Origin of the sequence: Pseudomonas syringae pv. cilantro, from assembly GCF_001293775.1 — a bacterium.
Classification (GTDB): Bacteria; Pseudomonadota; Gammaproteobacteria; order Pseudomonadales; family Pseudomonadaceae; genus Aquipseudomonas; species Aquipseudomonas syringae_P.
Window position 1 is genome coordinate 46,429 of the sequence record NZ_LGLN01000081.1, and the last position, 14,998, is coordinate 61,426.

The 14,998-nt window shown below is 59.8% G+C and carries 13 protein-coding genes and 2 pseudogenes; 5 read left to right on the top strand and 10 right to left on the bottom strand.

The annotated features are described in order from the left end of the window. Positions 1-167 precede the first annotated feature (167 nt). Positions 168-368 carry a hypothetical protein gene (locus ABJ99_RS22675; RefSeq protein ID WP_054087725.1) on the top strand — a complete coding sequence of 67 codons (201 nt, stop codon included), beginning with the start codon at positions 168-170 and terminating at the stop codon, positions 366-368. 51 nt (positions 369-419) lie between these two features. On the opposite strand, the gene ptsP is transcribed toward ABJ99_RS22675, so the two are convergent. After that, positions 420-2,699: a phosphoenolpyruvate--protein phosphotransferase gene (gene ptsP / locus ABJ99_RS22680; protein ID WP_007252748.1), complete on the bottom strand. Its 2,280-nt coding sequence runs from the start codon at positions 2,697-2,699 to the stop codon at positions 420-422. 21 nt (positions 2,700-2,720) lie between these two features. After that, positions 2,721-3,200: an RNA pyrophosphohydrolase gene (locus ABJ99_RS22685; RefSeq protein ID WP_007252747.1), complete on the bottom strand. Its 480-nt coding sequence runs from the start codon at positions 3,198-3,200 to the stop codon at positions 2,721-2,723. 142 nt (positions 3,201-3,342) lie between these two features. On the opposite strand from ABJ99_RS22685, the gene ABJ99_RS22690 reads away from it, so the two are divergent. After that, positions 3,343-3,999, top strand: a complete 657-nt coding sequence (locus ABJ99_RS22690; RefSeq protein ID WP_054087726.1) for a histidinol-phosphatase — start codon at positions 3,343-3,345, stop codon at positions 3,997-3,999. 13 nt (positions 4,000-4,012) lie between these two features. Here the strand turns inward: ABJ99_RS22690 and ABJ99_RS22695 are convergent, their stop codons facing one another. Next, on the bottom strand, positions 4,013-4,441 hold the full coding sequence (locus ABJ99_RS22695; protein ID WP_054087727.1) for a DUF2269 family protein: 429 nt from the start codon (positions 4,439-4,441) through the stop codon (positions 4,013-4,015). Between the two features lie 215 nt (positions 4,442-4,656). After that, positions 4,657-6,178, bottom strand: a pseudogene (gene ilvA / locus ABJ99_RS22700) (threonine ammonia-lyase, biosynthetic). Between the two features lie 166 nt (positions 6,179-6,344). Between ilvA and rpiA the strand changes: the two are divergent. After that, positions 6,345-7,016: a ribose-5-phosphate isomerase RpiA gene (gene rpiA / locus ABJ99_RS22705; RefSeq protein WP_054087728.1), complete on the top strand. Its 672-nt coding sequence runs from the start codon at positions 6,345-6,347 to the stop codon at positions 7,014-7,016. A 48-nt stretch (positions 7,017-7,064) separates the two neighbouring features. Here rpiA and ABJ99_RS22710 read toward each other — a convergent pair. The 4 genes and pseudogenes from ABJ99_RS22710 to ABJ99_RS22725 form a co-directional block, all read right to left on the bottom strand. Further along, positions 7,065-7,970 (bottom strand): annotated as a pseudogene (locus ABJ99_RS22710) (SdiA-regulated domain-containing protein). A 127-nt stretch (positions 7,971-8,097) separates the two neighbouring features. Then, positions 8,098-9,030 carry an SdiA-regulated domain-containing protein gene (locus ABJ99_RS22715; protein WP_054087729.1) on the bottom strand — a complete coding sequence of 311 codons (933 nt, stop codon included), beginning with the start codon at positions 9,028-9,030 and terminating at the stop codon, positions 8,098-8,100. 182 nt (positions 9,031-9,212) lie between these two features. Beyond that, positions 9,213-9,878, bottom strand: a complete 666-nt coding sequence (locus ABJ99_RS22720; protein ID WP_054087730.1) for a fumarylacetoacetate hydrolase family protein — start codon at positions 9,876-9,878, stop codon at positions 9,213-9,215. A 48-nt stretch (positions 9,879-9,926) separates the two neighbouring features. Beyond that, positions 9,927-11,321: an FAD-binding oxidoreductase gene (locus tag ABJ99_RS22725; RefSeq protein WP_054087731.1), complete on the bottom strand. Its 1,395-nt coding sequence runs from the start codon at positions 11,319-11,321 to the stop codon at positions 9,927-9,929. Between the two features lie 160 nt (positions 11,322-11,481). Between ABJ99_RS22725 and serA the strand changes: the two genes are divergently transcribed. Further along, on the top strand, positions 11,482-12,711 hold the full coding sequence (gene serA, locus ABJ99_RS22730; RefSeq protein ID WP_054087732.1) for a phosphoglycerate dehydrogenase: 1,230 nt from the start codon (positions 11,482-11,484) through the stop codon (positions 12,709-12,711). Between the two features lie 175 nt (positions 12,712-12,886). Here the strand turns inward: serA and ABJ99_RS22735 are convergent, their stop codons facing one another. Beyond that, positions 12,887-13,324 (bottom strand): DUF4399 domain-containing protein, encoded by a 438-nt coding sequence (locus ABJ99_RS22735; RefSeq protein WP_007252735.1) that lies wholly within the window; start codon positions 13,322-13,324, stop codon positions 12,887-12,889. A gap of 136 nt (positions 13,325-13,460) precedes the next feature. After that, entirely contained in the window at positions 13,461-14,096 is a 636-nt protein-coding gene (locus ABJ99_RS22740) for a 2OG-Fe(II) oxygenase (protein ID WP_007252734.1), read from the bottom strand. Between the two features lie 141 nt (positions 14,097-14,237). Here ABJ99_RS22740 and ABJ99_RS22745 point away from each other — a divergent pair, with 141 nt between their 5' ends. Further along, on the top strand, positions 14,238-14,996 hold the full coding sequence (locus ABJ99_RS22745) for a DUF2059 domain-containing protein (protein ID WP_054087733.1): 759 nt from the start codon (positions 14,238-14,240) through the stop codon (positions 14,994-14,996). Positions 14,997-14,998 lie beyond the last annotated feature (2 nt).

Sequence of the window (14,998 nt, forward strand, 5' to 3'; positions counted from 1 at the left end):
GTTACCGGAGCCCGGCCAGATGCTCTAGCGGCGACGGATGGAAGCTGGCTGAACGAAGTGAAAAAAGACGCACGTAATGTGTCTGACTTTCAACTATCGAGCGACGCTCTGCGTCGGCATGCCGTTCTGGACGCTCTGCGTCCGGTCTTGAAACGGGCGGCGCGTGGATGGGAGTGACCGGGGCGGCGATCCGCATTGTTCACAAACAGGTCGGTGCAGCCGCTGAATATTCACTGATCAGTCAGCCTGCTTTCGCGAACAAGTTCGCTCCCACAAGTGAACATCATCCTATGGGAGTGACCGGGGCGGCGATCCGCATTGCTCACGAAGGGGCCGGTATAGCCAATGAAGATTTGCTGAACAATTAATCCGCCTTCGCGAACAAGTTCGCTCCCACAGGACTTATAGGCAGATGCGAACTAGTGTCCTTTGACCGAGCTCGGGTTGATCATGCGCGACAGGCCGAGGTTTTTCAGTGCCAGTTGCAGGGAGCTGCTGATGACTTGCGGGTTGTCGTTGGTCATCAGTTGTGCCAGCAGTTCCTTGGCTTTGCTGAGGTTGATCTGGCGCAGCATCCATTTCACTTTCGGCAGGTTAGTGGCGTTCATCGACAGGCTGTCGAAGCCCATAGCCATCAGCAGCACTGCCGCAGCCGGGTCGCCGGCCATTTCGCCGCAGATGCTCACCGGCTTGCCCTCGGCATGTGCGTCACGCACCACGCTTTGCAGCGCCTGAAGCACCGCCGGGTGCAGGTAATCATAGAGATCGGCCACTCGCGGGTTGTTGCGGTCGACCGCCAGCAGGTATTGAGTCAAATCGTTGGAGCCCACCGAGAGGAAGTCCACCTGACGCGCCAGATCACGGGTCTGGTAGACCGCGGCGGGGACTTCGATCATCACGCCGACAGGCGGCATCGGCACGTCGGTGCCTTCGTCGCGCACTTCGCCCCACGCCCGGTGAATGAGGTGCAGTGCCTCTTCCACTTCGTGGGTGCTGGAAATCATCGGCAACAGAATGCGCAGGTTATTCAGGCCCTCGCTGGCCTTGAGCATGGCGCGGGTCTGGACCAGGAAGATTTCCGGGTGGTCGAGGGTGACGCGAATACCGCGCCAGCCGAGAAACGGGTTGTCTTCCTTGATCGGGAAGTAGGACAGCGACTTGTCACCGCCGATATCCAGGCTGCGCATGGTCACCGGCAGTGGATGAAAGGCTGCCAGTTGCTCGCGATAGATCGCCAGCTGTTCCTTTTCACTCGGGAAGCGCTGGTTGATCATGAACGGCACTTCGGTGCGGTACAGACCGACGCCTTCGGCACCTCGCTGCTGGGCGCGAGCCACGTCAGCCAGCAAACCGGTGTTGACCCACAGCGGCATGCGGTGCCCGTCGAGGGTGACGCACGGCAGTTCGCGCAGCGCATCCAGGCCTTGGGAAAGCTGACGCTCCTCCTCAACCACCTTGCCGAACTGCTTGCGCATGATTTCGCTGGGGTTGGTGAAGACTTCGCCGTGATAGCCATCAACGACCAGGCTGATGCCATCGACCTTGGAATACGGGAAATCCACCAGCCCCATGACCGTCGGTATGCCCATGGCGCGGGCCAGAATCGCGACATGGGAGTTACCGGAGCCCTGCACCGACACCAGACCGACCAGTTTGCCTTCCGGCACTTCGCCCAACATGGCCGGGGTCAATTCTTCACTGACCAGAATCGTGTTGTCGGGATAAACCAGCGTCTGTTCCCGCGCTTCCTGGAGATAGGCCAGCAGACGGCGGCCCAGGTCCTTGACGTCCGAAGCCCGCTCGCGCAGGTAGGCATCGTCCATCAGTTCGAATCGTTTTACGTGCTCGCTGACCACCGAGCGCAATGCACCCTGCGCCCACTGGCCGGTCTTGATGACATCGGTCACTTCGCTGCCCAGCGAGGCGTCATCGAGCATCATCAGGTAGACATCGAACAGCGCACGCTCTTCAGGACGCAGCTGCGTAGCGAGTTTGGCGGACAGGGTGCGCATGTCACTGCGCACGCCTTCCAGTGCGTTCTGGAACAGCGCCAGCTCGGCAGCGATGTCAGTGACGGTCTTGTCCGGGACCACTTCCAGATCGGCGGGCGGCAGCATGACCACCGCCACACCGACCGCTGCGCCCGGCGAACCGGCCACACCAACGAATTTGGCTTCCTGGATGCCCTTGCCCTGGCGACCCAGACCGCGAATCGAGCCAGTCGCCTCGGCGTGCGCGATAACGCCCGCCAGTTGCGCACTCATGGTGACCAGAAAGGCTTCCTCGCCCTCGTCGAACTGACGACGCTCCTTTTGCTGGATGACCAGTACGCCGACCACACGACGGTGGTGGATAATCGGCGCACCCAGAAAAGACGCGTAACGCTCTTCACCCGTCTCGGCGAAGTAGCGATAACGCGGGTGATCAGCGGCGTTTTCGAGGTTCAGCGGTTCTTCGCGCGTACCGACCAGACCGACGAGGCCTTCGTTCGGCGCCATGCTGACTTTACCGATGGAGCGCTTGTTGAGGCCTTCGGAGGCCATCAGCACAAAACGGTTCACTTCGGCATCGAGCAGGTAGACCGAGCAGACCTGGCTGCCCATGGCCTCCTTGACGCGCAGCACAATAATGCCCAACGCCGCCTTGAGATCCTTGGCGGAGTTAACTTCCTGGACGATCTTGCGCAGCGTATTGAGCATGGCTCGGGGTCGAACTCCGTGTCAGTCGCGCGACAAAAGGCGCGGGGCAAGCTCTTTGAGTGCGCGTCGATACACCTCGCGCTTGAATGTCACCACCTGACCTAACGGGTACCAATAGCTGACCCAGCGCCAGCCATCGAACTCCGGTTTACCGGTCAAATCCATCCGCACCCGCTGCTCGTTGGAGATCAGGCGCAGGAGAAACCATTTTTGCTTCTGACCGATACACAGCGGCTGGCTGTGGGTACGGACCAGTCTTTGCGGCAGACGATAGCGCAACCAGCCCCGTGTGCAGGCAAGTATTTCCACATCATGTCGTTCAAGCCCGACTTCTTCGTTCAATTCACGATAAAGAGCGTCTTCCGGCGTCTCCTGCGGGTTGATACCCCCCTGAGGAAACTGCCAGGCATCCTGGTTAATACGCCGAGCCCATAGGACCTGACCAGCATCGTTTGTCAGAATAATCCCGACATTAGGACGGAAACCATCGGGGTCGATCACGGCAACAACCTCGCAAACGCATGTCGCCGCATTGTTCCACAAAGGCGATCAAACCAGCAACGAGGCTTATCACCTTATGTGAAGACTTGTGAAAACCTCGTATTCTGGGGCTCTTTTTTCAACTATTTCAGCGAGTAACCCTATGCGTCTGGCTTTATTCGACCTCGACAACACGCTTCTGGGCGGCGACAGCGATCATGCCTGGGGCGATTACCTGTGCCAGCGCGGCATCCTCGATGCGGCTACTCATAAAGCCCGTAACGACGAGTTTTATCAGGATTATGTGGCTGGCACACTGAACATGACCGACTACCTGAATTTTTCGCTGGAAATTCTGGGCAAGACCGATAGGGCGCAGCTTGAGGAATGGCACCGTGAGTTCATGCGTGACTGCATCGAACCCATGATCCTGCCCAAGGCGCTTGAGCTGATTGGCAAGCATCGCGATGCGGGCGACAAGCTGGTGGTGATCACCGCGACCAATCGTTTCGTGACCGCACCGATTGTGGCGCGCCTGGGCATCGATACGCTGCTGGCGACCGAGTGCGAAATGGTCGAAGGCCGCTACACCGGCCGCACCACGGGCGTTCCATGCTTCCGCGAGGGCAAGGTGACACGTCTCAACCAGTGGCTGGAAGACAATGCGTTCAGCCTGGAAGACAGCTATTTTTACAGTGACTCGATGAACGACCTGCCGCTGCTGGAGCAAGTAGCCAACCCGGTCGCGGTCGACCCGGACGCCCGATTGCGCGCCGAAGCCGAGCAGCGCGGCTGGCCGGTCATTACCCTGCGTCACTGAATCGCGGGAACATTCAGGCCGGCTTGAAGCCCATCAGGCCGGCCATCGCCACAAAACACAAGGCACTGATCACGCTCAGCGCCAGGGTGAATCCGCGCTTGCTCTTTACCGTCCCGAGGCGCAATCGATTGAGCCTGAGCACCAGCCAGACCCAGCTGCACAGCCCCAGGGTGTAAAGCACGCTGCTGCCGAGCACCCAGGTCTGGCCCAGCGACAATCCTTTCAGGTGCACCAGCCACCAGCCGCTTAACGGCAGAGTCGCCATACACACGGCCATCAGCGCCCAGAAAAACACCAAAGGCCGCTTGAGCAGGCGATTCTGGATGGTCGTATCGCCTTCAAGGCGCACCTTGACCACCCCGCTGGCCAGCACCAGAGCACTGATCAGCAGCAGCGTGATGGCAGCGATGTGCAGGGTGGTGAGGGCGGTGATGGATTCCATTGCGGGGTGTTCCTTTTAAATCGAAATGTAGAAGCGGACCGGGCGACGCTTCGCTTGTCCGCGAACTGCCGGGCACCGGCAGCAAAGCCGGTACACACGGTATATCAGACGCAACCGAGGTTACCGGTTTCAAGGCCGCTTCGCAGCCCTTCGCGGACAAGCGAAGCGTCGCCCGGTCCGGTCCCACGCCCTCTGGGCAGAAACGCGTCCAGGCATCAGCCCAGAAACAGCCTGTACGCCGGGTTCTCGCTCTCGTCCCAATACGGGTAACCAATCTCGTCCAGCGCCGCGCTCACCAGATGCCGCTCCTCCTCGGGCACCACCAGCCCGGCCACCACCCTGCCATCGGCTGCGCCATGGTTGCGGTAGTGGAACATCGAGATGGTCCAGCGCCCGCCCAGGCGGTTGAGGAAGTTGAACAATGCGCCCGGACGCTCCGGGAATTCGAAACGCAGCACCACTTCATCCTCGACCCGCTCGGCATGCCCGCCGACCATGTGGCGGATGTGCAGCTTGGCCAGCTCGTTGTCGGTCAGGTCCAGCACCGGAAAGCCTTGCCCGGTCAGGCTGGCGATCAGCGCGCTGCGCGGGTCGTTCTCCGGATGGGTCTGCACGCCGACGAAAATGTGCGCTTCACGATCGGTGTGGTAACGGTAGTTGAATTCGGTGATCTGCCGTTTGCCGATGGCTTCGCAGAACGCCTTGAAGCTGCCCGGCTGTTCGGGAATGGTCACGGCAATGATCGCCTCACGACCTTCGCCCAGCTCGGCGCGCTCGGCCACGTGGCGCAGGCGATCAAAATTGACGTTGGCCCCGGAATCAATGGCCACCAGCGTCTGGCCACTCACGCCGCGCTGTTCGACATACTTTTTGATGCCCGCGACGCCCAGCGCACCCGACGGCTCGGTGATTGAGCGGGTGTCGTCGTAGATGTCCTTGATCGCCGCACAGATCTCGTCGGTGCTGACCGTGATCACTTCATCGACGTAGTGACGGCACACTTCAAAAGTGTGATAACCGATCTGCGCCACCGCCACGCCATCGGCAAACAGCCCGACCTGGCTCAGCACCACTCGCTCCCCGGCCGCCATCGCCGCTTGCAGGCAGTTAGAGTCGTCCGGCTCGACACCGATCACCTTGATCTCCGGGCGCAGGTATTTCACATACGCCGCAATACCTGCAATCAGACCGCCACCGCCGACCGGCACAAAGATCGCGTCCAGTTGGCCCGGCTGCTGACGGAGGATTTCCATCGCCACGGTGCCTTGCCCGGCAATCGTGTCGGGGTCGTCATACGGGTGGATGTAGACGAAGCCCTGTTCGTCGACCAGTTTCAGTGAATAAGCCAGCGCTTCGGGGAACGAATCGCCGTGCAGCACCACCGTGGCACCGCGTGAGCGCACGCCTTCGACCTTGATCTCCGGTGTGGTGCGCGGCATGACGATGGTCGCCAGAATGCCCAGCTCTTTCGCCGCCAGCGCCAGGCCCTGCGCGTGGTTGCCCGCCGAAGCAGTGACCACGCCACGTGCCGCTTCTTCGGCGGTCAATTGCGCCAGCTTGTTGTACGCGCCGCGAATCTTGAACGAGAACACCGGCTGCAAGTCTTCGCGCTTGAGCAACACCCGATTGCCCAGCCGCTCGGACAGCTGACGAGCGCCCTGCAGCGGCGTTTCGATGGCGACGTCGTAGACGCGGGAGGTGAGGATNGAGGATTTTCTTGACGTACTGTTCAAGCATCGGGGCAGCATCACTGACGAAGCGGGCAAGGTCGGGAAGTCTACCCTGCGTGCCGGAGGACGACCATACGAATGACAGGGCTTTGCGGCGCAGTCGCCGCTATAATACGGGCCGTTTTGCTTCCCCTTCCCCCCTTTTCACCTACATCAGGCACCGTGGAGCCCGCATGACCCAGGATCAACTCAAACAGGCAGTCGCCCAAGCCGCTGTCGATTTCATCCTTCCGAAGCTCGATGACAAGAGCATTGTCGGCATCGGCACCGGTTCCACGGCCAATTGCTTCATCGATGCGCTGGCCAGGCACAAGGGTGCATTCGACGGCGCGGTCGCCAGCTCCGAAGCCACTGCGGCACGCCTCAAGGGCCATGGTATTCCGGTCTATGAGCTGAACACGGTCAGCGACCTTGAGTTCTACGTCGATGGCGCGGACGAAAGCGATGAGCACCTGAACCTGATCAAAGGCGGCGGCGCTGCGTTGACTCGCGAAAAAATCGTCGCGGCGGTGGCCAAGACCTTCATCTGCATTGCCGACGGCAGCAAGCTGGTGCCGGTGCTGGGTGCGTTCCCGCTGCCGGTCGAGGTCATCCCGATGGCGCGCAGCCATGTTGCGCGGCAACTGGTGAAGCTGGGCGGCGATCCGGTCTATCGCGAAGGCGTGCTGACCGATAACGGCAACATCATTATTGACGTGCACAACATGAGCATCACCAACCCGGTGGGGCTGGAAGCGAGCATCAATGCCATCGTCGGCGTGGTCACCAATGGCCTGTTCGCCGCCCGTCCGGCAGACTTGCTGCTGCTGGGCACCGAGAATGGCGTGAAAACCCTGACGCGCTAAGCGAACCGGCCGTGCCCACTGCACGTGGGCATGCGCCGTCTTGAGGCCTCAAGGCTTGCGGAACACGTAAAACAGGTTTGGCTCGCTCACCAGATACAGCGTGCCCTCTGCGTCCATCGCCATCCCTTCAGCCTGCGGCACGCCCTTGCTCAGCCCCATCGACCCTTTCGCCAGCGAGCTGCTGCCAATCGGATGGCCGCTGGTGTCGAGTTCGAGAATCCGCTTCGATTCATCGGACAGCGCAAGCAAATGGCCGCTGGTTTCATCGAATTGCAGACTGGATAAATCGCGCACGGACAGCCTGCCATCGCGCTTGCTGTTGGAGATCACTTGCAGATTGCCGGGCCCGTCGGGGTTGGTCCTGGGAAAGCCGCGCACCTCGATGATCTGTACCGGGTCACGCTCTCTGGCGACAAACAGGCGCTTGCCGACCGAATCGTAAGCCAGCCCTTCAAAGCCTTTGTTGCCGCCAGCATCGATGCCCAGCGTCAGTTACTCGGCCTCGGCCGCATTCAGGCTTTGGGTGTTGTCATCGACGTGAATCTGAATCAGCCGCAGCCGCCGCTCGTCACTGATGACATACGTGCCGGGGCTGATGTATTCGATGGCTTCTGCGTCGCCAAACCCTGTCAGCGGAATGCGCCGCAGCACTCGCCCTTCCAGGCTCAATTCGATCAGTTGGGCATTCTGGTTGGTCACCGTAAACAGGCTCTTGCGGTCAGGGTCATAACTGAGGCCGGAGACATCATCTTTGAGCCCGTCGAGCACGTGGGCTTCTGTCGTGACGCGGTACTGATCCAGACCGATGGAATGAAGCGAATCGGCCTGCCAGAACATTTGCCAGTCAAACAGGGCGCTTTCCACATAGCGGTATCTCTGGTTGGCGAGCACGAAGATCACAACCAGTGGCACAAGGGCGAGAAGCAGGACTAAAGAGCGAGTAGAGCGACGCATGGGGGGGTGACTCGGACGGATTGAGCGGGCGGAATTGATACCACGCCATTCTGAAAGCAAACTTAATGGCGTGGTGCTGTTTGTTTACCGATTATGTATCGGCCGTTTTTATCGCAGCCGTCCTGGCTCAGTGCTTGCGAAACGAATAGAACAGGTTCGGCTCGCTGACCATGTACAGCGTTCCAGCCTCATCCAGTGCCACGCCTTCTGCACGCGGAATCGTGTCTTTCAAACCATTCATGCCGCCCAGCAGGGTCATGAAACTCACCTGCTCGCCCTGCTCGTCAACTTCCAGCAGCAGGTGCGAATCGGCCGACAGCGCCAGCGTGTGGCCCGTGCGCGGGTCGATGCTCAGTGACGACAGGTTGCGCATGTCCAGCGAACGGCTCGGAAGTGCCTGCTTGTCGCCGGTCAGCACATCGCTGCCATCGCTTTTCCAGGTGTACAAGGCCGGTGGGCGCTCTTCACCCAGTATCAGTTGCTGACGCAGCGGGTCCCAGGCAATGCCCTCGAAACCTTTGTTCGGGTTATCCGACTTGCCCAGCTCGTACTTGGGGAAGTCCGCGATATTCAGTGTCTTGGTGTCCGCCGTCACTTTGACGATGGTCAATTTGTGCTGACGCTCATCAGTGATGGCAATCAGGCCATTTTTCATGACCGCAACTCCTTCGGGATTGCTCCAGCCCACCAGCGGAATCTTGCGCAGCACATCGCCCTTGAGCGTCAACTCTGCCAGAAAGGCATTCTTGCCCATGACCGCGAACAACGTTTTGCTGACCGGGTCATAAGACAGGTCCGACGCCTCGTCCTTTTCCATGCCCTGCAACGGTTTGGCATCGATATCTACATGATAGTCCGGCAACCAGATACTGGCGTGCCGACCGGCCTTGGTCTCGAAGCGTTCCTGAAACCAGAGCAGCGCGCGATCATCCCAATGCATGATGAACGCCAGCCCATAGCCCAGCAGGACAGCCAGTAACAACCACGAATACCAGCGCATTTTGCGTATGAAAGCGAAGCGTTTAGTGACGCGAGGTGGCGCTGAGGCGGGACTGACCATTCAAGTGTTCCTGAGCAGATGAGACTTCATGACGACTTGGTGCCCTTGAAGGGACGGCAGGATTATCCAGAGCAGGTGTGAAAAAAACGCAAAAAGCGACTGAACTATCAGCCAACGCACAGACAAAAGCCACCCGGGAAGGGTCCCGCGTGGCTTGGGTATTACGTGAAACGGCTACCCGGTCAGCGAACGACGCTGCTGAACGGGATTTGCCCGACCAGTTCCAGAACGATTTTGTCACCGGCTTCGAGCGGGCCCACGCCAGCAGGCGTGCCGGTCATGATCAGGTCGCCGGCCTGCAACGAAAAGTTGGCGGCCATGTGCTGGATCATCGGTACGATCGGGTTGAGCATCAGGCTGCTGTTGCCATCCTGCACAATTTTGTCGTTGATGGTCAGGCGGATGCCGATGTCGGTCAGGTCAGGAAAGGTGCTGGCCGGAACGAACGGCGGGATGACAGCTGCGCCGTCGAAGCACTTCGCCAGTTCCCACGGCAGGCCTTTTTCGCGCAGACGCGACTGAACGTCGCGCAGGGTCAAGTCCAGCCCGGGCGCAAACCCGCTGATTGCGTCGAGCACTTCCTCGCGGGAAGGATTCTTGCTCAGCGGCTTGCCGATCAGCACCACGATTTCGGCTTCGTAATGTACTGAGCCACGGTCGGCCGGGATGGTGAAACAGTCTTCCGGCGCAACCACGGCGCTGCCAGGCTTCATGAACAACAGCGGCTCGGTAGGCACCGGGTTGCCCAGTTCCTTGGCGTGTTCGGCGTAGTTACGGCCGATACACACCACTTTGCCCAGCGGGAAGTGAATGCTCGTTCCATCGACATATTTGTGCTGGTAGCTCATGACGTCTCCTTAGGCTGATAGATGTGGCCTGCTTGTCATTGTGGCGAATCAAACGGCGAATATTTTCCCGGGATTCATGATCCCGTTGGGGTCGAACACCGCCTTCAGTGCCTTCATGTATTCGATTTCGACTGGCGAGCGACTGTACGTCAAATAGTCACGTTTGGTCATCCCGACCCCGTGTTCGGCGGAAATCGAGCCGTTGTACTTTTCTACCGTCTCGAACACCCACTTGTTGACCCGCGCACATTTGACGAAGAACTCGTCCTTGTCGAGGCTTTCGGGCTTAAGGATGTTCAGGTGCAGGTTGCCGTCGCCGATGTGGCCGTACCACAGCACTTCGAAGTCCGGGTAGTGCTCGGCGACAATCGCGTCGATTTCGGCCAGAAACTCCGGCACTTTCGAGACTGTGACCGAGATGTCGTTCTTGTAGGGCGTGAAATGCGAGATGGTCTCGGAAATGTATTCGCGCAGCTTCCACAGGTTGCGCAGTTGCTGCTCGCTCTGGCTCATCACGCCGTCGAGCACCCAACCTTGCTCGACGCAATGCTCGAAGGTCGCCAGCGCCTGGTCGGCGACGTCTTCGGTGGTCGCTTCGAACTCCAGCAGCACGTAAAACGGGCACGGTGTGCCGAAAGGCGACGGCACATCACCGCGCGCCATGACCCGTGCAAAGGATTTGTCCGAGAAGAATTCAAAGGCTGTGAGGTCGAGCCTGCCATGAAAGGCATGCAGCACCGGCATGATCGAGTTGAAGTCAGAAGTGCCCAGCACCATCGCGGTGAGGTTTTTCGGCGCGCGGTCAAGGCGCATGGTGGCTTCGACCACAAACCCCAGCGTACCCTCGGCGCCGATGAACAGCTGTCGCAAATCGTAGCCGGTGGCGTTCTTGATCAGGTCCTTGTTCAGTTCAAGCAGGTCGCCCTTGCCGGTCACCACTTTGAGTCCCGCCACCCAGTTGCGGGTCATGCCGTAGCGAATGACCTTGATCCCGCCGGCATTGGTGCCGATATTACCGCCAATCTGACTTGAACCCGAAGAGGCGAAATCGACCGGGTAATAAAGGCCATTTTCTTCAGCCAGTGCCTGCAACTGGCGAGTGATGACACCCGGCTGACAGACCGCCGTGCGGTCGGTGATATTCAGCTCCAGCACCTGGTTCATGTAATCGAATGACACGACCACTTCGCCATTGGCGGCCACCGCTGCCGCTGAAAGCCCGGTCCGCCCGCCAGATGGCACCAGCGCAACCCGCCGCTGGTTGGCCCAGTGCACGATGGCCTGGACCTGTTCGGTGGTCTTGGGAAACACGATGGCCAGCGGCGCAGGGGTGAATTGTTTGGTCCAGTCCTTGCCGTAAGTTTCCAGAGAACCGCTGTCAGTCAGCACTTTGCCGGGGTCGACCAGGGTCTTGAGCTCATCAATCAAAGCGGGATTGGTCATCGACTCAACTCTCGGACAATTCATGGGCATCCTGAGAACGGTTCACGTTCTGGAATGGGGTTTCGCGGGGCTCGTATGCTAGCATACGCCCCCCGTGAATCGTGCCCAGCGCCGATCCGGCCACCCCCTGCCATTTTCTCCGGGACACAGGTTTAAGCAGATGAGCAAGACTTCCCTCGACAAGAGCAAGATCAAGTTCCTTCTTCTCGAAGGCGTTCATCAGTCCGCTGTCGACGTCCTCAAGGCAGCCGGCTACACCAGCATCGAGTACCACACCAAGTCTCTGCCGGAAGCCGAACTGAAGGAAAAGATCGCCGACGCTCATTTCATCGGCATTCGTTCCCGCACCCAGTTGACCGAAGAGCTGTTCGACAGCGCCAAAAAACTGGTCGCGGTCGGCTGCTTCTGCATCGGCACCAATCAGGTTGATCTGAACGCAGCGCGCGAGCGCGGTATCGCGGTGTTCAACGCACCGTACTCCAACACCCGTTCGGTCGCCGAACTGGTGCTGGCCGAAGCCATCCTGCTGCTGCGCGGTATCCCCGAGAAGAACGCTTCCTGCCACCGTGGCGGCTGGATCAAGAGCGCGGCCAATTCCTTCGAGATTCGTGGCAAGAAGCTCGGCATCATCGGCTACGGCTCGATTGGTACGCAGTTGTCGGTTCTGGCTGAAGGCCTGGGCATGCAGGTGTACTTCTACGACACACTGACCAAACTGCCGCTGGGCAACGCCACTCAGGTTTCCAGCCTGAACGAGCTACTGGGCATGTCCGACATCGTCACTCTGCACGTTCCGGAAACTACTGAAACCCAGTGGATGATCGGCGAAAAAGAAATCCGTTCGATGAAAAAGGGCAGCATCCTGATCAACGCCGCTCGCGGTACGGTCGTCGAGCTGGACGCACTGGCTGACGCGATCAAGGACAAGCACCTGATCGGCGCCGCCATCGACGTGTTCCCGGTCGAGCCTCGCTCGAACGACGACATCTTCGAAAGCCCGCTGCGTGGCCTGGACAACGTGATCCTGACCCCGCACATCGGTGGTTCCACTGCCGAGGCGCAGGCCAACATTGGTCTGGAAGTGGCAGAAAAGCTGGTCAAGTACAGCGACAACGGTACGTCGGTGTCCTCGGTCAACTTCCCGGAAGTGGCGCTGCCTGCGCACCCAGGCAAACACCGCCTGCTGCACATCCACGAAAACATCCCGGGCGTGCTCAGCGAGATCAACAAGGTCTTCGCCGAGAACGGCATCAACATCTCCGGTCAGTTCCTGCAGACCAACGAGAAGGTCGGCTACGTGGTCATCGACGTCGACGCCGAATACTCGGACCTTGCTCAGGCCAAGCTGCAGCACATCAAAGGCACCATCCGCAGCCGCGTGTTGTTCTGATCTGACCGTCGTGCCCACTCAAAATCGGACGCAGAGCGCCCAGAACGGCATGCCGACGCGGAGCGTCGCACGANGCCAGAATCAAAAGCGGACTTGTGTATAACGATGAGCGCTCCAGCGTGGGAACGCCTTGCGTGACGCTCCGCGTCAAACCCCGGCACGTGAAATCAAATACCTACTTCACATTGATCGTGATCTTCTTCGACTCGACCGATGGGTTCAGCGGCATATGGCCTTTGTCGCCCATCAGCAGTTGCAGGGTGTGCTGGCCTGGCGGCAGGTTGATTTCGGTTTCGGTCTGGCCTTTGCCGAAGTGGCGAATGTGGTCGCTCACCGGCAACGGCATATTCGCGGCGGGCTGGTCTTTCACATCAATCAGCAGGTGATGGTGACCAGTCTCGGGAACGTCCACACCGGCTGGCGCAACACCCATGCCTTTAAGGCCGAATTGAACCTTGAACGGCGACGTCACCGTCTCACCATCACTGGGCGAAATGATATACACCTCGGCCCCTTCGGGCGATGCGGTGCGCGGCATGTCGTCGGCGCTGACCAGCATGGATGCGCTCAGCAACAGGCCCGCCACCACCGCTCCAGAAAATAAGGATTTCATTGATTGCTCCAGATCCAATTGACATAAGTCCGACCGGCACTAGAACTTCCGGTTCATGGATTCTCACGATAGCCCGCTGGCAGGCGCAATAGCGGGCTTCGTTCATGAAACAGTTTTCATGAGACGGGCAGGCCTATCACTGAAACAGGTCGTTGCCGCGGCGCCGGAACCAGCCGGTCAACGAGAGCCGGTCGCGGGTCGCGGGCATGACTTCGTGGGGGATATCGCCGGACAGGAAAACCACCAGACACCCGCCGGTGGGCTGGACGTCATACGCCAGGTCATCCTTGAGGTACATGCGCAATTGGCCGCCATGCTCCGGCAACCAGGCGTTATTGAGGTAGAGCACCGCTGACACCATGCGCTTGTCGTCGTCGCGAAAGCGGTCCACGTGCCGAAGATAGAAAGCCCCTGGCGGGTACAGCGCGAAGTGGCTTTCGTAATCATCAAGCCCCAGAAACAGACCGCGATTGAGCGCCTCGCGCAAGCTGTCCATCAGTTCCAGATAGCTGTCGCAGCACTGCACCTGCCCCGCCTCCAGCCACTGGATGCGATCCCCCCGAATACCCTCGCGAACTTCCAGTGCCGGCCCTCTGCCAACACCCGCAGGCTCAAGCTCGCCCTCGGCAGCGCGTTTGCGGCACTCCTGTTCCAGCTCCAGGGTCAGAGCTTCGGGCAGGAAGATATTCTGCTGCGACCAGCCATTGGCGGCCAGGTCGTCGACGATTCGCAGCAGCAATGGGTGGTCAGAGGGTATGCGCATGGCGTGCATAGTATCCATAAGCCCTGAAATCCGACAGAGGCTTGCATGCACAGCGTCATCTGCGCGAGATTTCATTCATGGAGGGCAGTCATAACTCGACAAATCCACGTTAACACCGGGAGAATAGCCGCCTGCCGACAGGAGTCCCCAATGCGTCGTTTGTTTGTTTTGCTGTTGATATTCTGCACCATGCCTGCCTGGGCAGACGGCTACGACCAGTTGTACAAGGCCGCAGGCTGGCCGGAACAACGCGCGCATTTCAACGATGCTCTCAAGGCTGCCCAGCAACGCTACAGCAGCAACCTGCCGCCTGCGGTTTATCAGGCGCTGGTCAGCAACAGCAATCAGCGCTTCGCTCCTCAGGCCATGGATCAACGCGCGGCAAAGCGTCTGCGCGATAGCCTGAAAGACCCTGCTCCGGCGCTGCAGTTTTTCCAGTCGCCGCTCGGCCGCAAGATCGTCAACGCCGAGCTGACCGCCACCCGCGCCGATCAACTGGCCAAGCACGCGCAAGGCATTCCGCACATGGAATCGGATGCAACACGCCAGTTGCTGATCGGCCATCTGGCCCAGGCGCTCCCCGCCAAAGAAGCCGGTGCCGAGGTCAGCCTGGCCATTGCAGGCGTTGCGGCCGACAGCCTGAGTCAGATGATTCCCGGCCTGCTGGGCGGCGGTCAGGCGCAGGGCATGCTCGAAGGCCAGCGCGAACGCCTGATGGCGCAGATCAGCGCCGACCTGAACAACACGTTGCTGTACGTCTACCGCGACCTGTCCGACCCGGAACTTGAAGAGTTCTCGACCTTCGCCGAGTCGCCGGAAGGCAAAGCCTATTATCAAGCCGCACTGGCCGCGATTCGTGCGGGGCTGGCAGTCGGACAAAGTGCGTCGAGTTTGAACCCGGGACAGTAAAA

Coding starts and splice junctions, on each gene's coding strand:
- ABJ99_RS22735 (WP_007252735.1), bottom strand. CDS start 13,324: ATGAAATCCTTATTTTCTGGAGCGGTGGTGGCGGGCCTGTTGCTGAGC.
- rpiA (WP_054087728.1), top strand. CDS start 6,345: ATGACCCAGGATCAACTCAAACAGGCAGTCGCCCAAGCCGCTGTCGAT.
- ABJ99_RS22695 (WP_054087727.1), bottom strand. CDS start 4,441: ATGGAATCCATCACCGCCCTCACCACCCTGCACATCGCTGCCATCACG.
- ptsP (WP_007252748.1), bottom strand. CDS start 2,699: ATGCTCAATACGCTGCGCAAGATCGTCCAGGAAGTTAACTCCGCCAAG.
- ABJ99_RS22740 (WP_007252734.1), bottom strand. CDS start 14,096: ATGCACGCCATGCGCATACCCTCTGACCACCCATTGCTGCTGCGAATC.
- ABJ99_RS22675 (WP_054087725.1), top strand. CDS start 168: ATGGGAGTGACCGGGGCGGCGATCCGCATTGTTCACAAACAGGTCGGT.
- ABJ99_RS22725 (WP_054087731.1), bottom strand. CDS start 11,321: ATGACCAATCCCGCTTTGATTGATGAGCTCAAGACCCTGGTCGACCCC.
- ABJ99_RS22745 (WP_054087733.1), top strand. CDS start 14,238: ATGCGTCGTTTGTTTGTTTTGCTGTTGATATTCTGCACCATGCCTGCC.
- ABJ99_RS22715 (WP_054087729.1), bottom strand. CDS start 9,030: ATGGTCAGTCCCGCCTCAGCGCCACCTCGCGTCACTAAACGCTTCGCT.
- serA (WP_054087732.1), top strand. CDS start 11,482: ATGAGCAAGACTTCCCTCGACAAGAGCAAGATCAAGTTCCTTCTTCTC.
- ABJ99_RS22690 (WP_054087726.1), top strand. CDS start 3,343: ATGCGTCTGGCTTTATTCGACCTCGACAACACGCTTCTGGGCGGCGAC.
- ABJ99_RS22720 (WP_054087730.1), bottom strand. CDS start 9,878: ATGAGCTACCAGCACAAATATGTCGATGGAACGAGCATTCACTTCCCG.